The organism is Gemmobacter aquatilis (genome assembly GCF_900110025.1).
Taxonomy (GTDB): Bacteria; Pseudomonadota; Alphaproteobacteria; order Rhodobacterales; family Rhodobacteraceae; genus Gemmobacter; species Gemmobacter aquatilis.
Window position 1 is genome coordinate 1 of the sequence record NZ_FOCE01000001.1, and the last position, 26,933, is coordinate 26,933.

Annotated in this window: 27 protein-coding genes; 12 read left to right on the forward strand and 15 right to left on the reverse strand. The window is 65.5% G+C overall.

The genetic code is table 11. The annotated features are described in order from the left end of the window. Positions 1–201: 201 nt before the first annotated feature. The 7 genes from BMX43_RS00005 to BMX43_RS00035 all read right to left on the reverse strand — a co-directional run bounded on the left by BMX43_RS00005 (position 202) and on the right by BMX43_RS00035 (position 7,865). Entirely contained in the window at positions 202–1,926 is a 1,725-nt protein-coding gene (locus BMX43_RS00005) for an ABC transporter substrate-binding protein (protein WP_091294883.1), read from the reverse strand. Between the two features lie 75 nt (positions 1,927–2,001). Then, entirely contained in the window at positions 2,002–2,403 is a 402-nt protein-coding gene (locus BMX43_RS00010) for a DUF2160 domain-containing protein (RefSeq protein WP_175481971.1), read from the reverse strand. A 10-nt stretch (positions 2,404–2,413) separates the two neighbouring features. After that, positions 2,414–3,274 (reverse strand): carbohydrate ABC transporter permease, encoded by an 861-nt coding sequence (locus BMX43_RS00015; protein WP_091294886.1) that lies wholly within the window; start codon positions 3,272–3,274, stop codon positions 2,414–2,416. Next, on the reverse strand, positions 3,271–4,146 hold the full coding sequence (locus BMX43_RS00020) for a carbohydrate ABC transporter permease (protein WP_091294890.1): 876 nt from the start codon (positions 4,144–4,146) through the stop codon (positions 3,271–3,273). Before BMX43_RS00020 ends, BMX43_RS00015 begins: the two co-directional genes overlap by 4 nt. Next, positions 4,146–5,240: an ABC transporter ATP-binding protein gene (locus BMX43_RS00025; RefSeq protein WP_091294893.1), complete on the reverse strand. Its 1,095-nt coding sequence runs from the start codon at positions 5,238–5,240 to the stop codon at positions 4,146–4,148. The genes BMX43_RS00020 and BMX43_RS00025 overlap by 1 nt, the downstream gene beginning before the upstream one ends. Before the next feature lie 11 nt (positions 5,241–5,251). Continuing rightward, on the reverse strand, positions 5,252–6,340 hold the full coding sequence (locus tag BMX43_RS00030; RefSeq protein WP_091296936.1) for an ABC transporter ATP-binding protein: 1,089 nt from the start codon (positions 6,338–6,340) through the stop codon (positions 5,252–5,254). Continuing rightward, the gene (locus BMX43_RS00035) at positions 6,330–7,865 is read right to left on the reverse strand and encodes an FGGY-family carbohydrate kinase (protein ID WP_091294895.1); all 1,536 of its coding nucleotides are present in this window, start codon (positions 7,863–7,865) and stop codon (positions 6,330–6,332) included. Before BMX43_RS00035 ends, BMX43_RS00030 begins: the two co-directional genes overlap by 11 nt. A gap of 265 nt (positions 7,866–8,130) precedes the next feature. On the opposite strand from BMX43_RS00035, the gene BMX43_RS20330 reads away from it, so the two are divergent. Both BMX43_RS20330 and BMX43_RS00045 read left to right on the forward strand, forming a co-directional pair. Next, positions 8,131–9,825 (forward strand): glycerol-3-phosphate dehydrogenase/oxidase, encoded by a 1,695-nt coding sequence (locus BMX43_RS20330; protein WP_091294899.1) that lies wholly within the window; start codon positions 8,131–8,133, stop codon positions 9,823–9,825. Positions 9,826–9,866: 41 nt separating this feature from the next. Next, a complete protein-coding gene (locus BMX43_RS00045; RefSeq protein WP_091296938.1) occupies positions 9,867–10,646 on the forward strand; it encodes a GntR family transcriptional regulator in 780 nt (259 codons plus the stop codon). A 58-nt stretch (positions 10,647–10,704) separates the two neighbouring features. Here the strand turns inward: BMX43_RS00045 and BMX43_RS00050 are convergent, their stop codons facing one another. After that, a complete protein-coding gene (locus BMX43_RS00050) occupies positions 10,705–11,157 on the reverse strand; it encodes an Lrp/AsnC family transcriptional regulator (protein ID WP_175481972.1) in 453 nt (150 codons plus the stop codon). A 132-nt stretch (positions 11,158–11,289) separates the two neighbouring features. Here BMX43_RS00050 and hppD point away from each other — a divergent pair, with 132 nt between their 5' ends. Beyond that, on the forward strand, positions 11,290–12,384 hold the full coding sequence (gene hppD, locus BMX43_RS00055) for a 4-hydroxyphenylpyruvate dioxygenase (RefSeq protein ID WP_091294902.1): 1,095 nt from the start codon (positions 11,290–11,292) through the stop codon (positions 12,382–12,384). 39 nt (positions 12,385–12,423) lie between these two features. Here the strand turns inward: hppD and BMX43_RS00060 are convergent, their stop codons facing one another. From BMX43_RS00060 to hmgA, 5 genes are all read right to left on the reverse strand, one after another. Continuing rightward, a complete protein-coding gene (locus tag BMX43_RS00060; protein ID WP_091294905.1) occupies positions 12,424–12,612 on the reverse strand; it encodes a DUF2783 domain-containing protein in 189 nt (62 codons plus the stop codon). Further along, a complete protein-coding gene (locus BMX43_RS00065) occupies positions 12,606–14,231 on the reverse strand; it encodes an FAD-dependent oxidoreductase (protein ID WP_091294909.1) in 1,626 nt (541 codons plus the stop codon). Before BMX43_RS00065 ends, BMX43_RS00060 begins: the two co-directional genes overlap by 7 nt. A gap of 29 nt (positions 14,232–14,260) precedes the next feature. After that, positions 14,261–15,211 carry an MBL fold metallo-hydrolase gene (locus BMX43_RS00070; protein ID WP_091294913.1) on the reverse strand — a complete coding sequence of 317 codons (951 nt, stop codon included), beginning with the start codon at positions 15,209–15,211 and terminating at the stop codon, positions 14,261–14,263. Positions 15,212–15,213: 2 nt separating this feature from the next. Next, entirely contained in the window at positions 15,214–16,470 is a 1,257-nt protein-coding gene (fahA, locus tag BMX43_RS00075; RefSeq protein ID WP_091294917.1) for a fumarylacetoacetase, read from the reverse strand. A gap of 95 nt (positions 16,471–16,565) precedes the next feature. Further along, on the reverse strand, positions 16,566–17,927 hold the full coding sequence (gene hmgA, locus BMX43_RS00080; RefSeq protein ID WP_091294920.1) for a homogentisate 1,2-dioxygenase: 1,362 nt from the start codon (positions 17,925–17,927) through the stop codon (positions 16,566–16,568). Positions 17,928–18,037: 110 nt separating this feature from the next. Here hmgA and maiA point away from each other — a divergent pair, with 110 nt between their 5' ends. Both maiA and BMX43_RS00090 read left to right on the forward strand, forming a co-directional pair. After that, positions 18,038–18,673, forward strand: coding sequence for a maleylacetoacetate isomerase (gene maiA, locus BMX43_RS00085; protein ID WP_091296943.1), 636 nt, complete (start codon positions 18,038–18,040; stop codon positions 18,671–18,673). A gap of 56 nt (positions 18,674–18,729) precedes the next feature. Then, the gene (locus BMX43_RS00090) at positions 18,730–19,194 is read left to right on the forward strand and encodes a MarR family winged helix-turn-helix transcriptional regulator (RefSeq protein WP_091294923.1); all 465 of its coding nucleotides are present in this window, start codon (positions 18,730–18,732) and stop codon (positions 19,192–19,194) included. 51 nt (positions 19,195–19,245) lie between these two features. Here BMX43_RS00090 and BMX43_RS00095 read toward each other — a convergent pair whose 3' ends face one another. After that, entirely contained in the window at positions 19,246–19,719 is a 474-nt protein-coding gene (locus BMX43_RS00095; RefSeq protein WP_091294926.1) for an Lrp/AsnC family transcriptional regulator, read from the reverse strand. Positions 19,720–20,067: 348 nt separating this feature from the next. Between BMX43_RS00095 and BMX43_RS00100 the strand changes: the two genes are divergently transcribed. Together BMX43_RS00100 and BMX43_RS00105 are read left to right on the forward strand one after the other, a co-directional pair. After that, positions 20,068–20,322 carry a hypothetical protein gene (locus tag BMX43_RS00100; protein WP_139201493.1) on the forward strand — a complete coding sequence of 85 codons (255 nt, stop codon included), beginning with the start codon at positions 20,068–20,070 and terminating at the stop codon, positions 20,320–20,322. Next, positions 20,319–20,507 carry a hypothetical protein gene (locus BMX43_RS00105; RefSeq protein WP_091294934.1) on the forward strand — a complete coding sequence of 63 codons (189 nt, stop codon included), beginning with the start codon at positions 20,319–20,321 and terminating at the stop codon, positions 20,505–20,507. The genes BMX43_RS00100 and BMX43_RS00105 overlap by 4 nt, the downstream gene beginning before the upstream one ends. A 132-nt stretch (positions 20,508–20,639) precedes the next feature. Here the strand turns inward: BMX43_RS00105 and BMX43_RS00110 are convergent, their stop codons facing one another. Beyond that, complete coding sequence (locus BMX43_RS00110; RefSeq protein ID WP_091296946.1) at positions 20,640–21,869, reverse strand: acyl-CoA dehydrogenase family protein; 1,230 nt, start codon at positions 21,867–21,869, stop codon at positions 20,640–20,642. Positions 21,870–22,394: 525 nt separating this feature from the next. On the opposite strand from BMX43_RS00110, the gene msuE reads away from it, so the two are divergent. Genes msuE through BMX43_RS00135 form a run of 5 tightly spaced genes read left to right on the forward strand, consistent with a single transcriptional unit; the run spans position 22,395 to position 26,910 of the window. After that, positions 22,395–22,967: an FMN reductase gene (gene msuE, locus BMX43_RS00115; protein WP_091294937.1), complete on the forward strand. Its 573-nt coding sequence runs from the start codon at positions 22,395–22,397 to the stop codon at positions 22,965–22,967. Positions 22,968–22,986: 19 nt separating this feature from the next. After that, positions 22,987–24,081 (forward strand): dimethylsulfone monooxygenase SfnG, encoded by a 1,095-nt coding sequence (gene sfnG, locus BMX43_RS00120; protein ID WP_091294940.1) that lies wholly within the window; start codon positions 22,987–22,989, stop codon positions 24,079–24,081. Positions 24,082–24,108: 27 nt separating this feature from the next. Further along, on the forward strand, positions 24,109–24,981 hold the full coding sequence (locus BMX43_RS00125) for an ABC transporter ATP-binding protein (RefSeq protein ID WP_091294942.1): 873 nt from the start codon (positions 24,109–24,111) through the stop codon (positions 24,979–24,981). Then, positions 24,981–25,877, forward strand: coding sequence for a branched-chain amino acid ABC transporter permease (locus BMX43_RS00130; protein ID WP_091294945.1), 897 nt, complete (start codon positions 24,981–24,983; stop codon positions 25,875–25,877). Before BMX43_RS00125 ends, BMX43_RS00130 begins: the two co-directional genes overlap by 1 nt. A 1-nt stretch (position 25,878) precedes the next feature. After that, positions 25,879–26,910 carry a branched-chain amino acid ABC transporter permease gene (locus BMX43_RS00135; RefSeq protein ID WP_091294949.1) on the forward strand — a complete coding sequence of 344 codons (1,032 nt, stop codon included), beginning with the start codon at positions 25,879–25,881 and terminating at the stop codon, positions 26,908–26,910. Positions 26,911–26,933 lie beyond the last annotated feature (23 nt).

The following is a 26,933-nucleotide window of genomic DNA, read 5'->3' on the forward strand; positions in this document are numbered from 1 at the left end:
CCGTCATGCAGCGCCGTCGTCTGCCCCCCGGGCATCCCGAACACATAATCAATCCCGCTGCGCGCTAGCATCTCTGCCAATAGGTCGCCAATATGGGGTTTCGTTTGGGTCATCATCGTCTCCTGAGGCGGTCGGCGGCACGGGCTGGGTGCCGCAAGCGGTGAGGGGTGGGGCCGGCGGCGGACCGCCGGCCCGCAAGGATCAGCCCTGCTGCCAGGACTTGATCAGCTCGTCATAGGGGATGGTCTCGGCGGCGGGTTTCTCGTTGTCGAGTTTCGCCACCGGGGCACCCGGCTGATCGAGCCAGTATTGCGGGTCTTGCTCTTCGTTCAGCTTCGGACCCAGATCGCCCTGCACGCCGGCCTTTTCGAGCCGTGCCAGAACCTTTTCCTGCTCGGCGCAGAGGCCATCGAGCGCCTCTTGCGGCGATTTCTCGCCCGACATGGCGTCGCCGATATTCTGCCACCAGAGCTGCGCCAGCTTCGGATAATCCGGGATGTTGGTGCCGGTGGGCGACCATTGCAGACGCGCGGGCGAGCGGTAGAATTCCACCAGACCGCCCAGTTCCGGGGCGCGTTTGGTGAAGCTTTCGTGGTTGATCGTCGACTCGCGGATGAAGGTCAGCCCGACCTGGGATTTCTTCACGTCCACGGTTTTCGAGGTCACGAACTGCGCGTAAAGCCAGGCGGCCTGGGCGCGATCCACCGGGGTGGATTTCATCAGCGTCCACGACCCGGCATCCTGATAGCCGACCTTCTGGCCGTTCTGCCAATAGGCGCCATGCGGGCTGGGGGCCATGCGCCATTTCGGCGTGCCGTCTGCGTTCATCACGGCGGTGCCCGGTTTCACCATGTCGGCGGTGAAGACGGTGTACCAGAACATCTGCTGCGCCACGTCGCCCTGCGCCGGAACGGAACCCGCTTCGGAGAAGGTCATGCCCATGGCGGCGGGGGGCGAGAATTTCTGCAGCCATTCGATGGCTTTGGTGATCGCATAGACCGCCGCCGCATCATTGGTGGACCCGCCACGCGCCGTGCAAGAGCCGACGGGTTGCGATTTCTCGTTCACGCGGATGCCCCATTCATCGACCGGCAGGCCATTGGGTTCGCCCACGTCGCCCATGCCGGCCATCGACATCCACGCATCGGTGTAGCGCCAGCCAAGCGAGGGGTCTTTCTTGCCGTAATCCATGTTGCCATAGACGCTGGCCGGACCGCCAGCATAGGTCATGTCGCGCCCGGTGAAGAATTCGGCGATGTCTTCATAGGCCGACCAGTTCAGCGGCACGCCGAGGTCGTAGCCGTATTTGGCCTTGAAATCATCCTTTGTTTTCTGATCGTTGAACCAGTCGTAGCGGAACCAGTAGAGGTTGGCGAACTGCTGGTCGGGCAGTTGATAGAGCTTGCCATCCGGGCCGGTGGTGAATTTCGTGCCGATGAAATCCGCCAGATCGAGGCCGGGGTTGGTGACGGGCTTGCCTTCCCCCTCCATCCAGTCCGACAGGTTGCGGGCCTGCTGATAGCGCCAGTGGGTGCCGATCAGATCGGAGTCGTTGATATAGGCGTCGTAGATGTTTTCGCCCGACTGCATCTGCGTTTGCAGCTTTTCGACCACATCGCCTTCGCCGATCAGATCATGGGTGACCTTGATGCCGGTGATGGCGGTGAAGGCCGGGGCCAGCACCTTGGATTCGTAGTCATGCGTCGCGATGGTTTCCGACACGACCTTGATTTCCATCCCGGCCAGCGGTTTGGCGGCGTCGATGAACCATTGCAGTTCGGCTTCCTGATCGGCGCGGCTGAGCGCCGACAGGTCTCCGATTTCGGCGTCGAGAAAGGCCTTGGCTGCCTCCATATCAGCCCAGGCCGGAGCCCCGAGTACCATGAGCGCAAGCGCCATCGCACTCGTCGTGTGACGAATTCTCATTGGTTTCCTCCCAGTTGGTGTGTCGTCACGAATCCGGCGGGGCGTTATGGCCGCCCGTGCCGGGGTCTTTCCCGTCTAGACCCAGCGGAACACCGCGGCGGCATAGACGAGGCAGAGGGCCAGCGCGCCCCAGAGCGGCGCGCCGAAGAAGAAGAGCCAGCCCAAAGCAAGGAAGGCCGAGCCCAGAAGGGAAATGAACAGCCGGTCGCCCCGCGTGGTTTCGATGCGCAACACGCCGAGGCGCGGGGTTTCGGGGAAGCGGATCGCCAGCAGGGTGAAGCCGATCAGCAGGCAGAGGATGACCCAGAAGAACAGGGCGATCGGGAAGGTCCAGGCCATCCAGCCGCCTGCGATCATCGGGGAGACCCAGTCGATGGCGTCGCCGTCGCGCGGGGTGGCGGCGACCAGGGCGCCCAGCAGGGCCAGCATCGCGGTGCCGGTGGTCAGGTAGACGGTGGTCCAGCGTGCAGAGGTCATGGCGGTCTCCTCAGACCCGGCCCAGGGCAAAGCCCTTGGCGATGTAGTTGCGCACAAACCAGATGACGAGCGCGCCGGGGATGATGGTCAGCACCCCGGCGGCGGCCAGCGTGCCGTAATCCAGCCCGGTGGCCGATGAGGTGCGGGTCATCGCCACGCCGATGGTTTTCACATCGACCGAGGTCAGCGTGCGGCTGATGAGCAGATCGACCCAGGAGAACATGAAGCAGAAGAAGGCGGCGACGCCCACGCCCGAGGCGATCAGCGGCATGAAGATCTTCAGGAAGAAGCGCGGAAAGCTGTAGCCGTCGATATAGGCGGTTTCGTCGATTTCCTTCGGCACGCCGCGCATGAAGCCTTCGAGGATCCAGACCGCCAGCGGCACGTTGAACAGGCAATGCGCCAGCGCCACCGCAATATGCGTGTCGAACAGGCCGACGCTGGAATAAAGCTGGAAGAAGGGCAGGGCGAAGACGGCGGGCGGCGCCATGCGGTTGGTCAGCAGCCAGAAGAACAGGTGCTTGTCGCCCAGAAAGCTGTAGCGGCTGAAGGCATAGGCGGCGGGCAGGGCGACGGTGATCGAAATCACCGTGTTCATCACCACATAGATCAGCGAGTTCACATAGCCCATATACCAGGTCGGATCGCCGAAGATCCGCGCATAGTTGGCCAGCGTCGGGGTTTCGGGCCACAGGTTGACCGAGGACATGATCTCGGCATTGGTCTTGAAGCTCATGTTGACCAGCCAGTAGATCGGGATGAGCAGGAACAGCAGATAGCCGATCAGCACGAGCCGCGAGGTGAGAAGGCGCAGCCCGGCCTTGTCTTTCGCGCGGGTCCGGGGGATCGCGGTAAGGGACAGCGCGCTCATTCAAACTCCTCCTCTTTATCGAGATTGGTCATCACGGTGTAGAACACCCAGCTCACCAGCAGGATCACGAGGAAATACATGATCGAGAAGGCGGCGGCGGGGCCGAGGTCGAACTGGCCGATGGCCATTTTCACAAGGTCGATCGACAGGAAGGTGGTGGCCGAGCCGGGGCCGCCGCCGGTGACGACGAAGGGTTCGGTGTAGATCATGAAACTGTCCATGAAGCGCAGCAGCACGGCGATCAGCAGCACGCCTTTCATCTTGGGCAGTTCGATATAGCGGAACACGGCCCAGCGGCTGGCCTGATCGATGCGGCCTGCCTGATAATAAGCCTCGGGGATGGATTGCAGCCCGGCATAGGACAGCAGCACCACAAGCGAGGTCCAGTGCCAGACATCCATGCCCACGACGATGATCCAGGCATCGAGCGAGCTTTGACCGATGTTGAAATCAATTCCCAGCGCCGCCAGCGTGGCGCCCATCAAGCCGATGTCGATGCGGGCAAACACCTGCCAGATCGTGCCCACCACGTTGAACGGGATCAGCAGGGGCAGCGCCACCAGCACAAGGCAGGTGCTGGCCCAGATGCCGCGTTTGGGCATGGTCAGCGCCACGGCGATGCCCAGCGGCACCTCGATGGCAAGGATGATCGCCGAGAACAGCAGTTGCCGCCACAGCGCCGCATGCATCCGTTCGGAATGCAGCACCTCTTCGAACCATTCGAACCCGGCCCAGAAGAACTGGTTGTCGCCGAAGGTGTCGTTGACCGAATAGTTGACCACCGTCATCAGCGGGATGACCGCCGAAAAGGCCACCAGCACCAGCACCGGCAGAACAAGGAACCAGGCCTTGTTGTTCTGTGTCTTGTCCATCAGGCAATGCTCCTGTGCAGGGCGGCGGCGGGGGTCATGCGCCAGCTGTCGGCGAAGATGCCGATGGCATGGGGGGCAAAGACCGCATGGGTCATGTCGGGGCTGAAGGGCTGGCCTTCGGGCAGGACGGCGTTGACCTCGGTGCCCTCGAAGGCGGCGCGCACGATGCGGTGACGGCCCACATCCTCGATCCGGCGGATGCGGACGGGCAGGCCGCCACTGGTGCCCAGCGTGACGAATTCGGGGCGGATGCCCAGTTGCACGCGGCCCGAAAGCTGCGGATAGGCGGCGGCCAGCGGGATGCGATGGCCGCCGATGCGCGCCTCGCGCCCCGACACCTCGGCATCCAGCAGGTTCATGCCGGGCGAGCCGATGAAATAGCCGACAAAGGTATGGGCGGGGGCCTCGAACAGCTCTTCCGGCGTGCCCATCTGCACCACGCGCCCGTCATACATCACCACCACCTTGTCGGCGAAGGTCAGCGCTTCGGTCTGGTCATGGGTGACGTAGATCATGGTATGGCCGAATTCGCGGTGCAGGCTTTTGAGCTGCGTGCGCAATTCCCATTTCATCTGCGGGTCGATCACCGTCAGCGGTTCGTCGAACAGGATGGCGTTCACATCCTCGCGCACCATGCCGCGGCCAAGGCTGATCTTCTGTTTGGCATCCGCCGTCAGCCCGCGCGCCGCGCGGTCCAGCGTCGCCTCCATCCCGATCATCCGGGCGATGTGATCGACGCGGGCCTTGATATAGGCGCTGTCCATCCCCCGGTTGCGCAGGGGAAAGGCCAGGTTCTGGCGCACCGTCATCGTGTCGTAGACGACCGGAAACTGGAACACCTGCGCGATGTTGCGTTCTGCCGTGGGGGCGTTGGTCACATCGGTATCCCCGAACAGCACCCGGCCCTGGCTGGGCCGCCGCAGGCCCGAGATGATGTTGAGCAGCGTGGTCTTGCCACAGCCCGAAGACCCCAGCAGCGCATAGGCGCCGCCGTCATCCCAGACGTGATCCATGGTTTTCAGCGCGAAATCCTGTTCCCCGCGCGGATAGGGGAAATAGCTGTGCGCCAGGTTTGAAAGCGTGATCCGTGCCATGTGTTTGCCCCTCACGCCGCCAGTGCATAGGCTGCGGGGGCGGCAAGGCGCCCGGCAGCGTCGAACAGATAGACATGCGCCGGATCGAGCCAGACCGTCAGTTCGGTCTGCGGCGCCAGATCATGCACGCCATGCACATGGCCGACCCAGCGCTCCGGCCCGTGGCGCAGATGCAGGAAGGTTTCGGACCCGGTGATTTCCGTCACCGCCAGCGTGCAGCGAAACGGCAGCGCGGCCTGCGACGGGGCGGACAGATGCAGGTGATTGGCGCGGAACCCGGCGCGATAGCTGCCATCGCGCAACGCGGCGAAGGCGCCGGTGGCGGCTGCGGTGGTGCCGGTGCCAAAGCTGATCTGCGCGCCCGCCTTTTCGCAGAGGATGAAATTCATCGGCGGGTCGCTGAACACCCGGGCGGTGGTGGCATCGGTGGGCAGGCGGTAGACGCGGGGGGTGGGGCCGAACTGGGTGATGCGGCCTTCCCACAGGGTTGCGGCATTGCCGCCCAGCAGCAAGGCTTCTTCCGGTTCGGTGGTGGCATAGACGAAGATCGCGCCGGATTCTTCAAAAATACGCGGGATTTCGGCGCGCAATTCCTCGCGCAGCTTGTAATCCAGATTGGCCAGCGGTTCGTCCAGCAGCACCAGCCCCGCATCCTTCACCAGCGCCCGCGCCAAGGCGCAGCGCTGTTGCTGGCCGCCCGAAAGCTCCAGCGGTTTGCGGTCGAGCATCGGGGTCAGCTTCAGCATCTCGGCGGTGGCGCGGACGCGGCGGTCGATTTCGGCCTTGCTTTGGCCCATCAGGCGCAGCGGCGAAGCGATGTTGTCATAGACCGACATCGCCGGGTAATTGATGAACTGCTGATAGACCATCGCCACCTTGCGCTGCTGCACCGGCATCCCGGTCACATCCTGCCCGTTCCAGAAGATCCGGCCCGCGCTGGGGGCATCCAGCCCCGCCAGCATCCGCATCAGCGAGGTCTTGCCCGACAGGGTGGGGCCTAGAAGCACGTTCATCGTGCCGTTCTGCAGCACCAGATCGGTGGGGGCGAGATGGGTCTGCCCCTTCACCACGCGGCTTGCGCCCTTCAGTTCAAGCATGATGCACCTCGGGCTGCGGGGCGGCGGTCCAGGCGGCGGACAGCGCGCCGGACAGGGCGGCATAGCGGGGGAAGCGGGCGCGATGCGGGGCGCCGCGGGCGCTGTCGGGATCATGGCGGCGCGAGCGGCGGGCCATGCCCGCCACGGCGGCGCGCAGGTCGGGATAGGCGCCGATGGCGCTGGCGGCACAGATCGCCACGCCAAGCGCGCCCAGTTCCGATCCTTCGGGCACTTCGACGGGCAGGTTCAGAATGTCGGCAAACAGATCCGACCAGACCTCGCTGCGGGCGGCGCCGCCCGCCAGCACCATCAGGTCGGGGCGGGCGGCATCGTTGCCCGACAGCAGCCTGTCGATATCGGCCTTGTGGGCAAAGACGATGCCTTCGAACACCGCCAGCATCACGTCATCAAAGGTGTAATCCGCCGTCATGCCCAGCAACCCGGCGGGGGCGCCATTGGGGCCGCCGAACAGATAGGGAAAGAACAGCGCGTCGCGCGGGGCACCGATGCGGCGGCGGACGGCGGCGTTGATCTGGGCATAAAGGTCATTCGGCCCGCCGTCGCTGATGATCGGCCCGCCCTGTGCCAGCACGGTCTTGACCAGCCATTCCAGATTGCTGGCCGAGGTGGCGGCGCCTTCGGTCGCCAGAAACCCGCCCAGCGGATAGGGCACTTGCAGGAAGGGCAGCACGCTGAGCCGGGGCGTGGCGTGCAGGGTGGAATTGATGCTGAAGGTGCCGGCCACCACGCTCATCTGCCGCGCATCGGTGACGCCCGAGGCAAGCGCGGCGGCGGTGACATCGACGACCCCGCGCACGACGGGCGTGCCCGCCAGAAGCCCGGTCTGCGCTGCCGCTTCAGCCGAGACATGGCCGACAATCGCATCGGCGGGGCCGATTTCGGGCAGTTTTGACAGCCAGCCCTCCAGCCCCAGCAGGCGGAACGCCTCGGTCGCATAGGTGCCGGTGGTCACGTCGATCAGACCGGCGATCCCGGCATCGGTCGGGTCGGTGGACATCTCGCCACAAAGCCGGGTGCGCAGGAAATCCTTGCAGAAGGAGATGCGGTGGGTGCGGGCCATCGCCTCGGGTTCATGGCGTTGCAGCCAGCCCAAGAGGACAAGGCTTTGCGCGGGCCAGAGGCGTTGCTGGATCAGTTGTGCTGCGGCGGCGGCCTGACCGGACCGCTCCCATTCCGCAACCAGCGCTGCGGCGCGGCTGTCGGTGGACACGATGCCGGGGCGCACGACGCCGCCCTGTTCATCGAGCAGATACAGCCCGCTGCCATAGCCCGCGGCGCTGATCGCCGCGACATCGGCGGGGGATCGGCCCGACACTTCCAGCACCTCGCGCACGGCTTCGGCGGCGGCTTGCCACATTTTCTCGGGATTGCGCTCGGTCCAGCCGGGCTGTGGAAATTCCATGACATTCCTGCGCCTTGCGCAGGCCAGCTCTTGCCCCGAAAGGTCAAAGAGCGCAGCCTTCGTCATGGTGCCACCGGCATCCAAGCCGATCACACAGTTTTTCATGCTATCCTCCCTTTGGTCAGGCTGAGTCTCCTCCCACAGCCTGCCAACTTGTAGTTATAAGTTGACGCTATCCCATTCTGAATTTCTGTCAATATGGCGCTGGTCGCAGATCGCATCTCATAAATTCGTTTAGATTCAACAGATTTCTGCGCCAGCCCTGCCGGGGCGGCAATGGAGGGGCGACTAAAGTCGCATAACTTGTCATTACCAGTTGCCGAGTCATCTGGCTTGTAGGACTCTCACCCCCAAGGTGAGGAGGACTGTCATGTTGGCGAGAACGGCGTTGATCCGAAGGCTGCGCGCGAAAGACGTGCCCGAGGTGCTGATCATAGGGGGCGGCATCAACGGGGTGGGCGCTTACCGCGATCTGGCGGCACAGGGCGTGGCGGCGCTGCTGGTGGAGGCGGGCGATTTCAGTTCGGGCACCTCTGCCGCGCCGTCGCGGCTGATCCATGGCGGGCTGCGCTATCTGGAAACCGGCGAGGCGGCGCTGGTGCGGGAATCGCTGACCGAACGGAACCTGCTGCTGAAGAACGCCTGCCATGTGGTGCATCCGCTGCCTTGCTGGGTGCCGCTGCGCAGCTGGTTCGGCGGATCGGTCGGGGCGGTGCTGCGGTTCCTGCGGCTGAAGCGGACGCCGGGGAAAAAGGGTGCTGTGCCGGTGAAGATCGGGTTGATGCTGTATGACCGTTTCGGGCGGGTGAACCAGACCATGCCGGATCACCGGATGCTGACCGCCGCGCAGGCGCGGGCCGAGGTCGGGATTCTGGCGCCCGACATTCGCGTGGTCGGCGAATATTACGATGCGCGGATCTCGCATCCCGAACGGCTGGTGATGGAGCTTGTGGCCGATGCCGAGGCGGATTGCCCGCTGTCGATGGCGGTGCCCTATCTGGTCGCCGGGGCGCAGGGGCAGGGGCGGATCACGCTGACCTGCCGGATCACCGGCGAGGTGTTCGAGGTGACGCCGAAGATCGTCATCAACGCCTCGGGCGCCTGGGTCGATGGGGTGCAGGCTGATCTGGGCCTGCGCGACCGGCTGATCGGCGGCACGCGCGGGTCGCATCTGGTGCTGCGGCATCGGCAACTGGCCGAGGCGCTGGATGACAAGATGCTGTATTTCGAAACCGACGATCACCGCGCCTGTCTGATCTACCGGCTGGCCGAGGATCGCGTGCTGCTGGGCACCACCGATATTCGCAGCGACGATCCGGGCGACAAGCAATGCACCGAGGCCGAGGTGGACTATCTGTTCAAGGTGCTGAAACCGATCCTGCCGGGGATCACCCTGTCACGCGCCGACATCGTGTTCGCCTTTGCCGGGGTGCGCCCCTTGCCCAAGGCCGAGGTTGGCGCCACCGGCGCGATCAGCCGCGATCATCGGCTGGTGCAATTCGCCCGCACGCCGGATCGGCCCTTTGACCTGATCACGCTGGTCGGCGGCAAATGGACGACCTACCGGGTCTGCGCCGAACAGATGGCCGATGCGGTGCTGCAAAAGCTGGGGCGCAAGCGGGTGAAGGACACGACCGGGCTGGCGATCGGCGGGGCGGCGGGGTTGCCGGTGGCGGCAGAGCCGCGCCGGGCCTGGGTCGCGGCGCTGGCGCGGGAAACCGGGCTGCCACTGGCGCGCTGTCAGGTGCTGGCGGTGCGCTATGGCAGCCGCGCCCGCGCCGTGGCGCTGGCCGAACGCGCGGCGCCCGAGGCGTTTGCGCATCTGGAAGGGTATTCCCCCGCCGAGATCCGGCTGATCTGCACCGACGAGCGGGTCACGCGGCTGCAGGACATCGTGCTGCGCCGCACGCTGATGGGGTTCGAGGGCCATGGCGCCCGTGCGGCGCTGGCCGAACTGGCGCAGGTGGCGGGCGCGGTGCTGGGCTGGGATGCCGCGCGCCTCGCACAAGAGCTGGATGCGACGCTGGAACTGTTGCGAAACCGTCATATGATGGCTATCGCATGATCGAAAGTTTGCACCTGCAGCATGATGACGGAGTGCCTGATATGCGCGAGGCAACCAGCGACGCCCTTGACCGGCGCCTGAAACCCACCCGGCGCGACACGGCCGCGCCGCTGTGGTCGCAGGTGAAGGCGTCACTGACCGCGCTGATCCGCGAGGACCGGCTGGTGGAACATTCGCGCCTGCCGTCGGAATCAGAGCTGTGCGCGCGGTTCGGCGTGTCGCGCACAGTGGTGCGCGAGGCGATGGCGCAGCTGGTGAATGAACGGCTGGTCTATCGGCTGCAGGGCAAGGGCGCCTTCGTCGCCGGGCGGCGGGAGGAGCAGGATTTCGTCGGCACCACCGTCGGCTTCAGCGGCGAACTGGCCGACAAGCACAAGGAGGTCACCCGCCGCGTGCTGCGGCAGGAGGTGGGCGAGCCGACGACGCGCATCGCCATGCTGATGCGGCTGGATGCGCCGACGCGGCTGGTGTTCATCGACCGGGTGCAATCGGTGGAGGGCGTGCCGCGGATGATCGTCCGCTGGGCCATGCTGGAATCTCTGGTGCCGGGGTTGCAGGATATTCCGATGCAGAACCGCTCGCTTTACGAAACCATCGGGCGGCAATACGGGGTGCGGCTGGTCAAGGCCGACCGCTGGATCGAGGCGGTGGGCGCCGATCCGACCGATGCGGAATTGCTGGCGGTGCCGGTGGGCACGCCGATGCTGTCGATCGAATCGGTGGCGCAGAACCCCAGTGGCCAGATCATCGAATATTACACCGCGCGCTATCTGACCGACCGTTCGCGCCTGCATTTCGCGGTCAGCTCGCCCGGTCTGTGACGGCATCCGCCGGTGCCCCAGCCTGCCATGCGGGCGGCGCGGCAAGCCGCCATGACGGTCACACCGGCAGGCCCGCATCCACCTTTGGCTGGTCCATCACGATCTGGCTCTGCACCCGCGCGACAGCCGGGTGCGGCAGCAGCCGGTGGTGGATCAGCGCATTCAGCGCCGGCAGATCGGCGCACCAGACCCGCAGCAGGTAATCCGCCTCGCCGGTCATCGTCCAGCAACTGACCACCTCGGGCAGTTGCGCCATCAGGCTGGCAAAGCTGCGGGCATTGTCGGCGCTGTGCGCCGCCATCTGCACCTGCACGAAGGCTTGCACCGTCAGCCCCAGCTTGCCCGGATCCAGCCGCGCGCCATAGCCGAGGATCACCCCCTCCGCCTCCAGCCGCTGGCGCCGCCGCGCCGCCTGACTGGGCGACAGATTCAGCACCGCGCCCAGATCCTGCGCGGTGATGTCGGCGCGTTTCTGCACCTCGGCCAGCAGACGGGAATCAATCTCATCCATGATGCGGGTTTCTCGCGTGATCTGTGTCAAACATGACTATCGCGCGCACCAAAGATCGGTTGCAAGTGCAACTTTGCGCACATCTCGCCCGTCCCCGGTGCCAGACTGATCCCAAGCCAGAGGGAGGACACCATGGGCCCGTTTCCGCACAGCGCCCCGCGCGCCACGATCACCGCCGAAAACCCCGCCGGAACCGACGGGTTCGAATGTGTCGAATTCGCCCATCCCGATCCTGCGGACCTGCGCAGCCTGTTCGCCCGCATGGGCTATACCCTCACCGCGCGCCACAAGACCCGCGCGATCGAGCTGTGGCAGCAGGGCGACATCACCTATATCCTGAACGACGATCCCGACAGCCACGCCCGCCGCTTTGTCGAACAGCACGGCCCCTGTGCCCCCGCGATGGGCTGGCGCGTGGTCGATGCGCAGCACGCCTTCGCCCATGCGGTGCAGAACGGCGCCACGCCGTTTGACGGGCCGGGCAAGACGCTGGATTGCCCGGCGATTGTCGGCATCGGCGGTTCGCTGATCTATTTCACCGACCAATATGGCAACGGGGCAAACCCTTACGGCGATTTCGATTTCATCGCCCCGCCCAAACCCGCCGGGGTCGGCTTTCACTATCTCGACCACCTCACCCATAACGTCCACCGGGGCAATATGGACACCTGGTTCGATTTCTATGGCCGTCTGTTCAACTTCCGCCAGATCCGGTTTTTCGACATCGCCGGCAAGTTCACCGGCCTGCACAGCCGCGCGCTCACCTCACCCTGCGGCCGCATCCGCATCCCGATCAACGAGGACCGGGGCGAGACGGGGCAGATTGTCGAATATCTCAAACGCTACAAGGGCGAGGGCATCCAGCATATCGCGGTGGGCACGGATGACATCTATGCCGCCACCGATGCGATTGCCGAACGCGGGCTGAAATTCATGCCCAAACCGCCGATGGCCTATTACGAGGCGTCGAAAACCCGCGTGGCCGGGCATGAGGAGCCGATCGACCGCATGGCGAAACACGGCATCCTGATCGACGGCGAGGGCGTGGTGAATGGCGGCGAAACCCGCATCCTGTTGCAGATCTTCTCGAAAACCGTGATCGGCCCGATCTTCTTTGAATTCATCCAGCGCAAGGGCGATGACGGATTTGGCGAAGGCAATTTCCGCGCGCTGTTTGAAAGCATCGAACAGGATCAGATTGATCGCGGCGTGCTGAAGGCAAGCTGATCGCCAAAGGGCGGGGGGCGGCCTGCCCCACGGTCTCGATCAGGCCGGGCGACGCGCCTGCGCCAGCGCCTCGGCCAGCACCGCATCCTCGCCGATATGGTTCATCAGGATCAGGATGAGCCGGGCATTGAACGCATGGCTTTCCGCCTCGGTCAGCCCGTCATGGCTGGCGATCAGCCGGGCATAGGTGTCATCCGGGCGGGTCAGGTTGGGTTCGGTGGTCAGCATGATCCCTCCTTGCCGATGGCACGGGCCAGCGCGGCGGTGACTGCGGCTGCGTCATAGGTTGCCCAGCGGGCGGCGACATGCTGGTCGGGCCGGATCAGATAGACCGCGCCGGGGGCGCTGCCCAGATAGCGGTCGCGCAGTTCGGGCGTGGTGGCCAGCGCAAGGCGCGGCACCTGCACCCCATGGGCGGCAAGGCTGTCGGGCGCCGTGGCATCCACCGTCAGCAGGGTAAATCCCGGCGCCAGCCGGTTCAGCAGCCAGCCTTCGGGCGTGGGTGCATCGGGGCAGGGGCTGCCGGGGCGGCTGCGCGCGGGCATCTGCGCGCAATCCGGCCCGTTCAGCGCCGATCCGTCATAGGTGCAGGGCAGCGACAGCCGCCCCGAATTGACGAGGCTGCGCGCGAAAGGCAGGGTTTCGGCCAGTTCCAGCACCGCATTGCGGAACAGTTTCGACACCGCCGTTTTCGGCGTGATGAAATCGGTGGCGCGGGTGGAATTCAGGATGTTTTCATCCGCCGCCTGCACCCGCTCCGCCTCATAGCTGTCCAGCAGGGTCTCGGGCGCCCGGCCTGCCAGCACCAGCGCCAGTTTCCAGCCCAGATTATCGGCATCCTGTATCCCCGAATTGGCCCCCCGCGCGCCAAAGGGGCTGACCTGATGCGCGGCATCGCCGGCGAACAACACCCGCCCGTGGCGAAACCGCTCCATCCGGCGGCACTGGAAAGTATAGATCGAGCACCAGTCGAGCGCATAGTCCACCCCGGTGCCCAGCATGGCATCCACCCGGGCGCGGATATTGGCCGGTTGCAGCTCTTTCGCCCGGTCGATGTTCCAGCCCAGCTGAAAGTCGATGCGCCAGAGATCGTCGGGCTGCTTGTGCAACAGGGCCGAGTCGCCGGATTTGAAATGCGGTTCAAACCAGAACCAGCGTTCGGTCGGGAAATCGGCCTTCATCTTCACGTCGGCGATCAGAAAATTGTCCTCGAACACCCGCCCGTCAAACCCCAGCCCCAGCATGTTGCGCAAGGACGAGCGCGCGCCGTCGCAGGCGATCAGCCAGTCGGCCTCCAGCCGATAGGGGCCTTCGGGGGTCATCACATCCAGCGCCACATGATCGGCGGCGGGGGTGACGGCCTCCACCCGGTTGCGCCCGCGGATCTGGATCGGCGCGCCCGCCGCCTGCGCCGCAACGATGGCGTCATGCAGGAACCTCTCGAACCACGGCTGCTGCAGGTTGATGAAGGCGGGAAAGCCATGGCCGCCCTCCGGCAACAGGTTGAACTCATACAGAAGCCGGTCGTCATGGAACACTTTGCCAAGGTTCCATTGCACGCCCTTTTCCAGCATCGGGCGGGCAGCGCCCAGACGGTCGCAAATCTCCAGCGTGCGCTTGGAAAAGCACAGCGCCCGGCTGCCAAGGCCCACGCCCTCGTGATCGTCCAGCACCACCACCGGCACGCCCCGGCGCCCGAGATCCAGCGCGGTGGCCAGCCCGATCGGCCCGCCGCCCACGATCACCACCGGATGGCGCGGCGGGGCAGGGGTGTCCTGATCCGGCGATCTGGCATAGGGATACAGGCGGAACGCCAGCGCATAGCGTTCCGGAACAAGATCTTTCATGGTGTCCTCCCTGATCCGCGTTCCGCCCGTCACCCTTGCAGCGCCGCCCACATCTCCAGATCGCGCGCGGCGGTCCAGATGCGGGGATGGCTGATGCCGCGCGCCTCGTCATAGGCACGGGCGACGTTGAAGGGCAGGCAATGCTCGTAGATCGCATAGTCCTTGAACTTCGGGTCGCATTCGGCGCGCACCGCCGCCCAGGCTTCGCGCAGCGACCCGCCACGGGCCGCGATGCGGGCCACGGGCCGATAGGTGCTGGCCACGAAATCCTTCGTGCGGTCCAGCGCGGCATTCACCGCCGCCCGCCCGACCACGGCATCCCCCCGGCCCGGCGCGATCGCGTCAAGGTCATAGGCGCGGATCGCCTCCAGCGTGGCGCCCCAGTCGTTGAAGTGGCCGTCGCCGCAATAGCAGGCCGAATGCGCCTCGACGATATCGCCGGTGAACATCACATTGGCGTCGGGCACATGGATCACCGCATCCCCGGCGGTATGGGCGCGGCCGAGTTGACAGATGTCAACTCTCCGCTTGCCCAGCCAGACGGTCATCCGGCCGTTGAAGGTGGTGGTGGGCCATGTCAGGCCGGGGATGGATTCATGCCCCTGAAACAACCGGGGGAAGCGCTGGAACTCGCTGTCCCAATCTTCCTGCCCGCGTTCGGCCACCATGTTGCGCGCGGCCTCCGACATGATCACCTGACCGGCGCCAAAGGCGCTGGCGCCCAGCACGCGCACGGCGTGGTAATGGGTCAGCACGACATGGGAAATCGGCTTGTCGGTGACAGAGCGCACGCAGTCGATCACCTTCTGTGCCAGACGCGGCGTCGCCTGCGCCTCGACCACCATCACGCTGTCATCGCCGATGATGACGCCCGAATTGGGGTCGCCTTCGGCGGTGAAGGCATAAAGCCCCGCGCCGATTTCCTCGAAGGTGATCTTCTTCTCGCTCAGGTCGCCCTGCGATGCGAATGCCGTGCCCATGGTCAGTTCCTTGCATAAGGGTCGGCCAGCGCCGGGATCACCTTGCCCGTGCAATCGCCAAACCCGATGGTGTAGCCCTCCCCCCGCGCGGCGCCGCGCAGGGTGAGCGTATCGTTGTCCTGAATGAAGCTGCGGCTGCCGCCCTGCACCGGGAACGGTTCCTTGCCGCCCCAGCTCAGCTCCAAAAGGCTGCCGCGACTGTCTTTGGTCGGCCCCGATATGGTGCCAGACCCCAGCAGGTCGCCCACATTCATCGGGCAACCGCAGGTGGTGTGATGGGCCAGTTGCTGCGCGGCAGAATAATACATCTCGGCATAATTGGTGCGGCTGATCACGGTTTCCGTGCCTCCCTCGGGCGTCAGCCCGACCTCCAGCGCGATGTCATAGAGCATCGGGCCGGGTTCGTGCAGATGCGGCAGCAGCGGCACCTCGCGCGGCGGGGTGGAAACCCGGAACGGCTCCAGCGCCGCCTTCATCACGATCCAGGGGCTGATCGTGGTGGCGGTTGCCTTGGCCTGAAACGGCCCGAGCGGCTGGTATTCCCAAGCCTGGATATCGCGCGCCGACCAGTCGTTCAGCAACACATAGCCAAAGATCATCGCATCCGCCTCGGCCACCGTCACCGGCCCGTCGGAGGAGAGACCGACCACCGCCCCCAGTTCGAGCTCGATGTCGAACCGGGCCGAGGGGGCAAGGCGCGGCGTGGCATCCTGCGGCCCCTTCACCTGCCCCCAGGGGCGGCGCACCTCGGTGCCCGACACCACCACAGACGAGGCCCGCCCGTTATAGCCGATGGGGATATGCAGCCAGTTCGGCGGCAGGGCGTTTTCCGCCCCGCGGAACATGGTGCCGACATTGGTGGCATGATGCCGCCCGGCATAGAAATCGGTATATTCCGACACAAGGAAGGGCAGGTGCAGCGCCACGTCCGCCAGCGGCACGAGGAAAGGCGCCACCACATCGCGCCGGGCGGCGCCCTCGACCAGCAGCGCCGTCACCTGCGCCCGCAGATCAGCCCAGACCACAGGCCCGGCGCCCATCACCTCGTTCCAGAACGGCACGTCCAGCAACGGCCCGCCGTCCAGCGCGATCAGCCCCGTCTCCTCCAGCGCTGCCAGATCCAGCACGCAATCACCGATGGCCATGCCGCAGCGCGCCTCCTCCTCCCCCACCGAGAACACCCCGCACGGCAGGTTGTTCAGCGGAAAGGGGCATCCGGGTGCGTTCGCGCTTTCAACCCAACTGCGGATCAAGGCCATGGTCTTCCCTTCATCTTGGTCCAAATATCCCGGGGGGTGCGGGGGGCTGGCCCCCCGCTGCTGTGCGGTGCTGTGGGGGCGGGCGCCTGCGGGCGTCACTTCACGCCCGGCGTGCCGTCGAATTTCTTCGCCAGATCGCCCCAGCAGTCGATATAGTCCTGCTGCAGATGCCCGGCCTTGGCGGCAAAGGGCGTCAGGTGTTGCGGGAAGCGGGTTTCAAACATGAAGCTCATCGTCTCGTCCAGCTTTTCCGCACGCAGAACAGCGTTGGAGGCCCCCTCGAAGGCGGTCTTGTCCGGCCCGTGCGGCAACATGCAATTGTGCAGGCTCAGCCCACCGGGCGCAAATCCTTGGGGTTTGGCATCGTATTGCCCATAGATATTGCCCATCATCTCGGACATGACGTTCTTGTGATACCAGGGCGGGCGGAACGTGTTCTCGGCCACCATCCAGCGTTCGCGGAACAGCACGAAGTCGATATTCGCCGTGCCCTCGATGCCGGAAGGTGCGGTCAGCACGGTGAAGATGCTGGGGTCGGGGTGATCGAACAGGATGGCCCCGACCGGGCAATAGGTGCGCATGTCATATTTGCAGGGCGCGTAATTGCCATGCCAGGCCACCACATCCAGCGGGCTGTGGCCGATCTTCGTTTCGTGAAACTGGCCGCACCATTTGACGGTGACGGTAGAGGGCACCTCACGATCCTCGAACGCCGCCACCGGCGTCTTGAAATCGCGCGGGTTGGCCATGCAGTTGGCGCCGATCGGGCCACGCCCCGGCAGGGTGAATTTCTGCCCGTAATTCTCGCAGACAAAGCCGCGGCAGGGGCCTTCCAGCACCTCGACCCGGTAGACCAGCCCGCGCGGCAGGATGGCGATCTCTTTCGGTTCCAGGTCGATCACGCCCAGTTCGGTGCAGAAGCGCAACCGGCCCTCTTGCGGCACCACCAGCAATTCGCCGTCGGCCGAAAAGAAATAGGCGTCCTGCATCGAGGCGGTCACCAGATAGACATGGCTGGCCATGCCGGTCTGGGTGTTCACATCGCCCGCCGTGGTCATGGTGCGCATCCCGGTGATCCAGGTCAGCGGCTCTGCCGGAAGTTCCAGCGGATCCCAGCGGTATTGGCCAAGGGACACGATGTCGGGGTCGATGCACGGCGCCGATTTCCAGTGCGGCACCGTGATCTTCTGGAACCGATGGGTGTGTTTCACCGAGGGGCGGATGCGGTAGCACCAGGTCCGTTCGTTCTGATGGCTGGGCGCGGTGAAGGCGGTGCCGGAAAGCTGTTCGCCATAGAGGCCGTAATTGCATTTCTGCGGCGAGTTCATGCCCTGCGGCAGCGCGCCGGGCAGACATTCGGTTTCAAAATCATTGCCGAAGCCGGGCATGTAGCCTTCATGCGGACCGGGATGGGTAGCCGCGCGGGTCATGCCGGCGGGAAGCGAATGGGCGGTCATGTCTCCTCCTCTCCTCGGGCCGGGTCTGGCCGTTCTTGAGTCGGATTAATAGTTGCATATGCAACCAAGTCAAGATAAAGTTGCATCTGATACCAATGACAGGCAAAGCGATGGCTGCGGTGATCCTGCATGACTATTGGCGCTCTTCGGCCAGTTACCGGCTGCGCATCGCGCTGAACCTGCTGGGGCTGGACTATCAGCGCCACAGCGTCGATCTGCTGGCGGGCGAGCAGCGCAGCCCCGCGCATCTGGCGCGCAATCCGCAGGGGCTGGTGCCCGCGCTGGAACTGGACGGGCTGATGCTCACCCAGTCGCTGGCGGTGCTGGACTATCTGGAAGAAACCCGCGCGGCGGGCTTTTTGCCACCGGATGCGGCGGGGCGGGCGCGGGTGCGGGCCCTTGCCCATGCCATCGCGATGGAGATTCATCCGGTCTGCAATCTGCGCGTGGCCCGCCATGCCGTCAGTCTGGGCGGGGCGGCGACGCTGGAAGGCTGGATGCAGCATTTCATCACGCTGGGGCTGACGGGGGTGGAGGGGCTGCTGGCCAGCGGCGATACCGGCGCCTTCTGCCATGGCGATCAGGTCGGCATGGCCGATATCTGTCTGGTGCCGCAGGTCTATAATGCACAGCGCTGGGGGGTCGATCTGGCCACCTTTCCGCGGCTGGCCGCCATATCCGCCCGCGCCGCCGCCTTGCCCGCCTTTGCCGCCGCCCATCCCGACCGGGTGCAGCCCGCAGGGTGACACCGCCCGGCAGCTATGGCAGGGTCTGCCGGAGTATCACGATACGGGTGGCCGCGATGCAGGGTGAAGCGCAGGGTGATTTCGATCTGGACGGGTTCCTGCCCTATCTGCTCAACCAGGCGGCGGAGGCCACGTCGAAATCCTTTCAGGCCAGCTATAAATCCGCCTATGGGCTGACGCGCACGCAATGGCGGGTGATGGCCAATCTGGGGCGGTTTGGCGCGATGACGGCGCGCGACATCTGCGCCATCAGCCATATCGAGAAAACCAAGGTCAGCCGCGCCGTGGCCGCTCTGGCCGACGAAGGGCTGCTGGCGCGCGCGCCCAGCCCGCAGGACCGCCGCGCCGAAATCCTGTCGTTGACCGAGGCCGGGCAGGCGGTCTTTGCCGATCTGGGGCAGCGCGCCATCGCCTATGACCGCGAGTTGCGCGCCGAACTTGGTGCCGATCTGGCCGGGCAACTGGACGCGCTGCTGCGCAAGCTGATCGCGCAGGGCGACCGCCTGACCGACGCGGGATGACCGGGCGGTGGTTGCCGGGGGGGCCTGCTTCGCCCGTGGCGGCGGCGGGGATCAGCGGTTGCGCGTATCGACGGGATAGGCCGTGGTGTATTTCATCCGCTCCATCGCGAAATGCGAGGTGATGTTCTTGATCGGCACCGCATCGGTCAGCTGCTTGTACAGCGCATCGAAGGCGGCCATGTCCGGCACCGCGATGCGCAGCAGGTAGTCCATCTCGCCCGCCATGCGATACGCCTCCATGATCTCGGGAAAGGTGTCGATGGCACGCAGGAAGGTCTGCCGCCATTCGGCGGAATGATCCGGCGCCTCGACCCCGACAAAGACGGTCAGCCCGAAGCCGAGCTTGGCCGGATCGGCCAGTGCCACACGCGCCGTCACGACGCCGGTTTCTGCCAGCCGCTGGATGCGTTTCCAGCACGGGGTTTGCGACAGCCCCACCTTTTCCCCGATCTGGGCAACGGGCAGGGTGGCATCGCGCATCAGTTCTGCAACGATCTTCCGGTCGATCAGGTCCAGGGGTTCCATCGCGCCTCGCTTGTCTTTCCAGCGCCCTTCTGACGCGACCCTTTCAAAATGCCCGAAATTTCAAATTTGTCTACCATCTTTATCGTGTATTTTTTATAATAGAAACATAATCTTGAAGATTTTCCGGGCGCCGGGGGCCGGGCAGGGGGTGCGGCGCAAGGCGCGGTATTCATCTGACAGCGGCCTCACATCCGGCCCGTGGCCACCTGTGCCGATGCTGTCGGAGCATGACATTCCAAAATCACGACTGAAATGAGCGTGAATATTCCATTGCAATACTCGACCCGATATGTCGTTATTAAGGGACCGGAGCGCATGAGCCCCCCGGAGGACCAGAGGAGATTGCAGATGACCGCATCCAGTGCCCTTCGCCATCCCGCCGCCATCCGGGCTGGAACCATGACGGTGCCGCAGGGTACGCCCCGCGTCTGTGCTGTCCGCCTGATTGACCGCCGTACCGGGACCACCCACCGCATCAACGGCGCACCGCTAACGATTTTCACCCGCCGCCCCGACGAGGCCATTGCCGAATTGATGGAAGGGCGCGACCCCACGGTCTGGGAAGCGCGGGTCGAGGTGATCGAAAAAGAGGTGCGGCGATGAACGGGTTTGGGCATCCGACCTCCATCCTGGGCCTCGTGCCGCTTTTGCCGCGCTTCTGCCCGGCGGAACACCGGCCCGCACCGAAGGCGCCGCAGCGCGGGGCCACCCGGCGCATCCGTCACAAGACGGTTTTTGAAATCCTTGTGCAGAGGGTTCGCGCCGGGCTGGTGGCGCGGCGTGACTGAAGGGCGGTTCTGCCCCCCTCGCAAGACCGTCCTTCGGGAAAACGGCCCCTCGCGGGGCCGTTTTTCTTTGCGGTCCAGACAGGCGGGCCGTCGCAGGCCCACCGATGCGGCGGGCCTGCGCAGAGAGCCGGCCTAGCCTGCGACAGCGCCGATCTGCCAGACATAGACAGGCTCGGTGCCGTTCACCAGATGGTCGCCAAGGATGCGTTCCTTGTAGATCACCGGGTTGTGGCTGGCCGCCGTGCGGGCATTGCGCCAGTGCCGGTCAAGCGCCAGCGCAGAATCGCTGGACGAAGCACCAAGCGCGTTGAACAGATCGCTGATCGCCCGCAAGGCCAGATCCACCGCCACCGATTGTGCCGCCGCCGCTTGCAGTTCGGCCTCGATATTGGCGGCATCGTCGGCGGCCTTGTCTGCCCCTTGCGCCGTCTCATAGGCGCGCTGCGCGGCGCGCGCGGCCTCCAGCGTGGCGGCACGGGCGGCATAGGCTTGGGCGCGGGCGCGCCCCAGAACCTGCAGGATCTGCGGATCTTGCCGCACCGGCACCCCGGCGCCGCCCGCACTGTGCGAGAAGGTGCGCTTGCGCGCCGCCACAAGCTGCGCCACGTCGCGCAGCGCCGCGAAGGCTGCCCCGGTCAGCACCGCATTCAGCACCAGTTGATAGAAGGCCGTCTGATAGCGAAAGCGCTGCTCGAACGGCACCAGACCTTCGGGGTCCAGCCGTGCGCCCTTGAAGACGGTGGTGCCGGTGCCGGTCAGCTTCTGGCCGAAGCCCGCCCAATCGTCGCTGACGCTGACGCCCGGCTGCGCCACCTTGACGATGGCGATGACCGGCGCGCCGGTATCGCTGCGGGTGGCATAGGTGTCGATCCATTCGGCAAAGATCGTGCCTGTGGAATAGTATTTCTCGCCATCGACGCGGAAGCCGTCGCCATCCGGCGTAACCTTGGTGATCGTGTCACCGATCTTCACCGCGCCGATCTCGGTCCAGCCATTGCCCGCGATCTCGCCCTTGCCAAAACGGCGCAGCCAGACCTCGCCTTGGGCGCGCGGGGCAACCAGCCGATCCTCGACCAGCGCCAGATGGCTGCGCAGGGCCTGCGCCACATTGGTGTCGGCGGTGGCAAGGTCGATCAGAAGATCGAACTGCTGCACCAGCGAGCCGCCCAGCCCGCCGTATTCGACCGGCACGCGCAGCGCGGTGAAGCCTGCTTCTTTCAGCCAGCCGATTTCCTCATGCGGCAGGATGCGCGCGCGCTCGCGCTTGACGGAGCCTGCGGCGATACGATCGAACACCGGGCGAAACCGGGCTTTCAGATCGTCGGTGGCGGGAACCTCGTCCCAGCGGTCATGTTTGGTCATCATCTCTCCTGTCGCGCGGGGCGCATTGGGGGGAACGGCTTTGGCGGTGCCAGAGCCTTGCCGCAAGCCTAGGGCCAGACCGGCGCCAAGACGACAGAACCTGTTTTCAAAATCAGGGGGTTGCGCGGTGCTGCCCTTCTGTGGCGGCAGGGGCGCGCGATCAGATTCTTTGCCCGGCCAGAGTCGCACCTGCCACGGCAGCGGCAGCGCGAATCGTGCAAAGGGAAGAAAGCCGTCGTCCAACCGGCAGGGCGCAGCCGATCCATCCTGCCTGCCCCTGGTGCAAAGAAACGGGGGCGCTGTGGCACGGGGCGGGGCGGGGGGGTGCGCATCGCCCCACGCGCCATCCTGACCCCGGCCCAAGCGCCGCGCCCACCGCCGGTATCGTGCGATTGCGGGAAGGAACGCCTCTTCTTTGAGGGGGCCAGAGGGCAATCCTGCTGAATTGTCGCCTGTCTTTGGAATGGGAAGAACGGGCGGCCAGCGCTAAATCTACATAACAAGTCGTGATTTAGGAAACGCAGCATGACCAAGCCTTCCAAGCCCCTTGTCGTCGGTCTTTCCGGCAATATCACCACCCCGTCGAAAACCCGCGCACTGGTTGCCACCACGCTGAACCTTGTGGCCGACCGGCTGGATATCGAGACGGATCTTTTTGAGATCAACGATTTCGGCCCCAGTCTGGGCCCGGCGCGGCGGCTGGACGATCTGGCGCCCGAGGCGCGGGCCAAGGTCGCCCGGTTGCTGTCGGCCGATGCGCTGGTGATCGCCACGCCGATCTACAAGGCCAGCTATCCGGGCCTGTTCAAACATCTGATCGACCTGCTGGACCCGACCGCCCTGACGGGCAGGCCGGTGCTGCTGGCGGCCACCGGCGGGGGCGAGAAGCACGCGCTGGCGGTGGAACACCAGCTTCGCCCGCTGCTGGCGTTTTTCGAGGCGCAAAGCCTCGGCACCGCCGTCCATGCCTCGGACAAGGATTTCACCGATGGCGCCCTGACCGGCCCCGCCACGCTGGACCGTCTGGCCCGGGCGGTGACGCAGTTCGACGCCTTCTTTCCCGCCCATCTGCGGCTGGCCCGCGCCGCCGCCGAATGACCCTGCAAAGGAACTGACCATGACCACCGAACCGATCAAATTCGCCTATTGGGTGCCCAATGTCTCGGGCGGCCTTGTGATTTCCGACATCGAACAGCGCACAAGCTGGACACCCGAGTATAACCGCAGGCTGGCGCAGATCGCCGAAGCGGCGGGGTTTGACTATGCGCTGACCCAGATCCGCTTCACCGCCGGCTACGGCGCCGACAATCAGCACGAATCCGTGGCCTTCAGCCATGATCTGCTGGCCCATACCGAACGGCTGAAGGTCATCGCGGCCATCCTGCCGGGGCCGTGGAATCCGACGGTTCTGGCCAAGCAGATCGCCACGATCAGCCATCTGACCGATGCCCGCATTGCGGTGAACATCGTGTCGGGCTGGTTCCGGGGCGAGTTTTCGGCGATTGGCGAGCTGTGGCTGGACCATGACGAACGCTATCGCCGGTCCGAAGAATTCATCCGCGCGCTGAAAGGCATCTGGACGCAGGATGATTTTACCTTCCGCGGCGATTTCTACCGCTTTGCCAATTACACGATGAAGCCCAAGCCGCTGCAACCGCTGCCCGAGGTGTTTCAGGGCGGGTCAAGCCGGGCGGCGCGTGACATGGCGGCGCGGGTGTCGGACTGGTATTTCACCAATGGCAACACCCCCGACGGGCTGCGCGCGCAGGTCGATGACATCGTGGTCAAGGCGGCCGAACTGGGCAACCGGGTGAAGATCGGCATCAACGCCTTTGCCGTGGTGCGCGACAGCGAACAGGCCGCCCGCGCCGTGGTGGACGAGATCGTGGCCAAGGCCAACCCCGAGGCCGTGCAGGGCTTTGCCCATGAGGTGAAGAACGCCGGCAAATCCAGCCCCGAGGGTGAGGGCAACTGGGCCAAATCCAGCTTCGCCGATCTGGTGCAGTATAATGACGGCTTCCGGTCCAACCTGATCGGCACGCCGCAACAGGTGGCCGAACGCATTCTGGCGCTGAAGGATGCCGGGGCCGATCTGGTGCTGCTGGGTTTCCTGCATTTTCAGGAAGAGGTCGAATATTTCGGCACCCATGTCATCCCGCTGGTGCGCCAGCTGGAGGCGCAGCGCGCCCGCGAACTGGTGGCGGCCGAATAAGGCCGCCCGTCCACCGGAACGGAGACCATGATGTTCAGCGTCCTGACGGGCGGGGTGGAGGCTGCGTTGATAGCGCAGCCCGCCCTCGCCGCACGCCTGCCCGAAGCGACCCTTGCCCCCCACATCGCCCTCGCGCTGGATGGCATCAGCCTCAGCTTCGGGGGAATCCATGCGCTGCTCGATGTGTCCTTTGATGTGGCCCCGGGCGAGATCCGGGCGGTGATCGGGCCGAACGGGGCGGGCAAATCCTCGCTGGTCAATGTGATCAGCGGGCTGTACCGCGCCGATGCCGGGGTGATCCGGCTGGGCGGCGCCAGTTTCGCCCATCTGCGCCCCGAGGCGCTGCCGGGTCTGGGCGTGGCGCGCACCTTCCAGAACCTTGCGCTGTTCCCCGGCCTGACGGTGGCACAGAACATTGCCGCCGGGCTGGTGTTCCGCCGCCGCCATGGCCTGCTGGCGCAGATCGCGGGCCTGCCCGGCGCGCGGGCCGAGGCGGCCGGGGTGACGGCGAAGGTGCGCGATGTTGCGGATTTTCTGGGCATCACCACGCATCTGGACCGGCTGGTCGCAACCCTGCCCTATGGGTTGCAAAAGCAGGTCGAACTGGCCCGCGCCCTGATAGCCGCGCCAAAGGTGCTGCTGCTGGATGAACCCATGGCCGGGATGACCGCCACCGAAAAGGCCGAAATGGCGGGGCATGTGCGCGCCGCGCGCGACAGGCTGGGTCTGGCGGTGATTTTGATCGAACATGACATCGGCGTGGTCATGGGCCTGTCGGATCATGTCGCGGTGCTGGATCACGGGGTGAAGATCGCCGATGGCACCCCGGCCCAGGTGCGCCGCGACCCCGAGGTGATCCGCGCCTATCTGGGCGCCGAAGCCGCAGCGGGGGCCGCGTGATGGCGTGGTTTGAATTGCTGTTCGCCGCCGAGGTCGCCCTGGGCGGGCTGCTGTCGGGGGTGATGTATGCCCTTGTCGCCATCGGTTTCGTGCTGATCTACAAAACCTCGGGCGTGTTGAACTTTGCGCAGGGGTCGATGGTGCTGTTTGCGGCGCTGACCTTTGTCAGCCTTGTCGAACGCGGGGTGCCGTTCTGGGGCGCGGTTGCCGCCACTCTGGCGGTGATGACCGCGCTGGGCTTTGCCATCGAACGCACGGTGCTGCGGCCCTTGGCCAACCGGTCGCCCATGACGCTGTTCATGGCCACGCTGGGCCTGTCTTACGTCATCGAGGGCGCGGCGCAACTGATCTGGGGCACGCAGGTGCATCGGCTGGATCTGGGTATATCGAACGCGCCGTTTCAGGTCTGGGGGCTTTACCTTTCCACCTTCGATCTGGTGGCGGCGGGGATTGCGGCGGCTATGGTGGCGGCGCTGACAGCGTTTTTCCGCTTTACCCATACGGGGCTCGCCTTCCGCGCCGTGGCCGATGACCAGTTTGCCGCTTTGGCCGTGGGCCTGCGGCTGGGCCGGATCTGGGGCACGGTCTGGACGGCGGCCGGGGTGGTGGCGCTGGTCGCGGGCCTGCTTTGGGGGGCGCGGCTGGGGGTGCAGTTCTCGTTGTCGCTGATCGTGCTGAAGGCGCTGCCGGTGCTGGTGCTGGGCGGGTTCGATTCCATCCTGGGCGCCATTGTCGCGGGCCTTGTGATCGGCGCGACAGAAAAGCTGGCCGAGGTCTATATCGGCCCCTTCTTCGGCGGCGGCATCGAGGGCTGGTTTGCCTATGCCGTGGCGCTGGTGGTTCTGCTGCTGCGGCCTTCGGGTCTGTTCGGCCAGAAAATTGTGGAAAGATACTGACATGACTGCCATTTCCGCTTTTGCCACCCGGGCGGGGCTTGCCACCGGGCTTGCGCTGCCTGCGCTGGGGTTGCTGGCCTTTGTCGCCGTGCCGCTGACCGCCAGCCCCTATGTGCTGGAGGCGATCCTGCTGCCGTTTCTGGCCCTGTCGTTGGCCGGGCTGGGGCTGAACCTGCTGACCGGCTATGGCGGGCAGGTGTCGCTTGGATCGGCGGCCTTCATGGCGGTGGGGGCCTTTGCCGCCTATAATTTCGATCTGCGCAGCGGGCTGCCGCTGCCGGTGTCGATCCTGCTGGCCGGGGTGACCGCCGCGGCCATCGGGCTGGTATTCGGCCTGCCCAGCCTGCGGCTGCGCGGCTTTTACCTGGCCGTATCCACCCTGGCCGCGCAGTTCTTCGTGCAATGGGCGCTGACGAAATTCGCGTGGTTTTCCAATGGCAGCCCCTCGGGCATCATCGCCGCGCCGGTGATCGAGCTGGCCGGGCTGCGGCTGGACGGGGCTGTCGGGCGCTATCTGTTTTCGCTGTCCATCGTGGCAGCGGTCACGCTGCTGGTGCATCGCATCGTCTCTGGCCCCGAGGGCGTGAACCTGATCGCGGTGCGCGACAATGAAACTGCAGCGCGGGTGATCGGCGTGCCGGTGCTGCGCACGAAACTGGTGGCCTTTGCGCTGTCTTCGGCCATCATCGGCGTGGCGGGCGTGCTGTGGGCCTTTACCTATCTGCGCACGGTCGAACCCGCGGGCTTCAATCTGGACCGGTCGTTCCAGATCCTGTTCATCATCATCATCGGCGGGCTGGCCACCCTTCGCGGCACCTTTCTGGGCGCGGCGCTGATCGTGGTGTTCCCGCTGCTGCTGGGGCGACTGTCGGCTGCTGCCTTCGACGGGCTGATCGACGCGGGCCTGATCAAGCTGACCGAGCGGATCGTGCTGGGCACGACCATCATCCTTTTCCTCATCGCCGAGCCCAACGGGCTTTCGGCCATCCTCTCCCGCCTGACCGCGCGCCTGCGCGGCATCGGGCGCGGTTGATCCATCCCCAAACAGGAGCCTTC

What these genes read in the sequence shown, in the direction of transcription:
- BMX43_RS00005 (WP_091294883.1), bottom strand. Translation starts at nt 1,926, where the DNA reads ATGAGAATTCGTCACACGACGAGTGCGATGGCGCTTGCGCTCATGGTA.
- BMX43_RS00010 (WP_175481971.1), bottom strand. Translation starts at nt 2,403, where the DNA reads ATGACCTCTGCACGCTGGACCACCGTCTACCTGACCACCGGCACCGCG.
- BMX43_RS00015 (WP_091294886.1), bottom strand. Translation starts at nt 3,274, where the DNA reads ATGAGCGCGCTGTCCCTTACCGCGATCCCCCGGACCCGCGCGAAAGAC.
- BMX43_RS00020 (WP_091294890.1), bottom strand. Translation starts at nt 4,146, where the DNA reads ATGGACAAGACACAGAACAACAAGGCCTGGTTCCTTGTTCTGCCGGTG.
- BMX43_RS00025 (WP_091294893.1), bottom strand. Translation starts at nt 5,240, where the DNA reads ATGGCACGGATCACGCTTTCAAACCTGGCGCACAGCTATTTCCCCTAT.
- BMX43_RS00035 (WP_091294895.1), bottom strand. Translation starts at nt 7,865, where the DNA reads ATGAAAAACTGTGTGATCGGCTTGGATGCCGGTGGCACCATGACGAAG.
- BMX43_RS20330 (WP_091294899.1), top strand. Translation starts at nt 8,131, where the DNA reads ATGTTGGCGAGAACGGCGTTGATCCGAAGGCTGCGCGCGAAAGACGTG.
- BMX43_RS00045 (WP_091296938.1), top strand. Translation starts at nt 9,867, where the DNA reads ATGCGCGAGGCAACCAGCGACGCCCTTGACCGGCGCCTGAAACCCACC.
- BMX43_RS00050 (WP_175481972.1), bottom strand. Translation starts at nt 11,157, where the DNA reads ATGGATGAGATTGATTCCCGTCTGCTGGCCGAGGTGCAGAAACGCGCC.
- hppD (WP_091294902.1), top strand. Translation starts at nt 11,290, where the DNA reads ATGGGCCCGTTTCCGCACAGCGCCCCGCGCGCCACGATCACCGCCGAA.
- BMX43_RS00060 (WP_091294905.1), bottom strand. Translation starts at nt 12,612, where the DNA reads ATGCTGACCACCGAACCCAACCTGACCCGCCCGGATGACACCTATGCC.
- BMX43_RS00065 (WP_091294909.1), bottom strand. Translation starts at nt 14,231, where the DNA reads ATGAAAGATCTTGTTCCGGAACGCTATGCGCTGGCGTTCCGCCTGTAT.
- BMX43_RS00070 (WP_091294913.1), bottom strand. Translation starts at nt 15,211, where the DNA reads ATGGGCACGGCATTCGCATCGCAGGGCGACCTGAGCGAGAAGAAGATC.
- fahA (WP_091294917.1), bottom strand. Translation starts at nt 16,470, where the DNA reads ATGGCCTTGATCCGCAGTTGGGTTGAAAGCGCGAACGCACCCGGATGC.
- hmgA (WP_091294920.1), bottom strand. Translation starts at nt 17,927, where the DNA reads ATGACCGCCCATTCGCTTCCCGCCGGCATGACCCGCGCGGCTACCCAT.
- maiA (WP_091296943.1), top strand. Translation starts at nt 18,038, where the DNA reads ATGGCTGCGGTGATCCTGCATGACTATTGGCGCTCTTCGGCCAGTTAC.
- BMX43_RS00090 (WP_091294923.1), top strand. Translation starts at nt 18,730, where the DNA reads ATGCAGGGTGAAGCGCAGGGTGATTTCGATCTGGACGGGTTCCTGCCC.
- BMX43_RS00095 (WP_091294926.1), bottom strand. Translation starts at nt 19,719, where the DNA reads ATGGAACCCCTGGACCTGATCGACCGGAAGATCGTTGCAGAACTGATG.
- BMX43_RS00100 (WP_139201493.1), top strand. Translation starts at nt 20,068, where the DNA reads ATGACCGCATCCAGTGCCCTTCGCCATCCCGCCGCCATCCGGGCTGGA.
- BMX43_RS00105 (WP_091294934.1), top strand. Translation starts at nt 20,319, where the DNA reads ATGAACGGGTTTGGGCATCCGACCTCCATCCTGGGCCTCGTGCCGCTT.
- BMX43_RS00110 (WP_091296946.1), bottom strand. Translation starts at nt 21,869, where the DNA reads ATGACCAAACATGACCGCTGGGACGAGGTTCCCGCCACCGACGATCTG.
- msuE (WP_091294937.1), top strand. Translation starts at nt 22,395, where the DNA reads ATGACCAAGCCTTCCAAGCCCCTTGTCGTCGGTCTTTCCGGCAATATC.
- sfnG (WP_091294940.1), top strand. Translation starts at nt 22,987, where the DNA reads ATGACCACCGAACCGATCAAATTCGCCTATTGGGTGCCCAATGTCTCG.
- BMX43_RS00125 (WP_091294942.1), top strand. Translation starts at nt 24,109, where the DNA reads ATGATGTTCAGCGTCCTGACGGGCGGGGTGGAGGCTGCGTTGATAGCG.
- BMX43_RS00130 (WP_091294945.1), top strand. Translation starts at nt 24,981, where the DNA reads ATGGCGTGGTTTGAATTGCTGTTCGCCGCCGAGGTCGCCCTGGGCGGG.
- BMX43_RS00135 (WP_091294949.1), top strand. Translation starts at nt 25,879, where the DNA reads ATGACTGCCATTTCCGCTTTTGCCACCCGGGCGGGGCTTGCCACCGGG.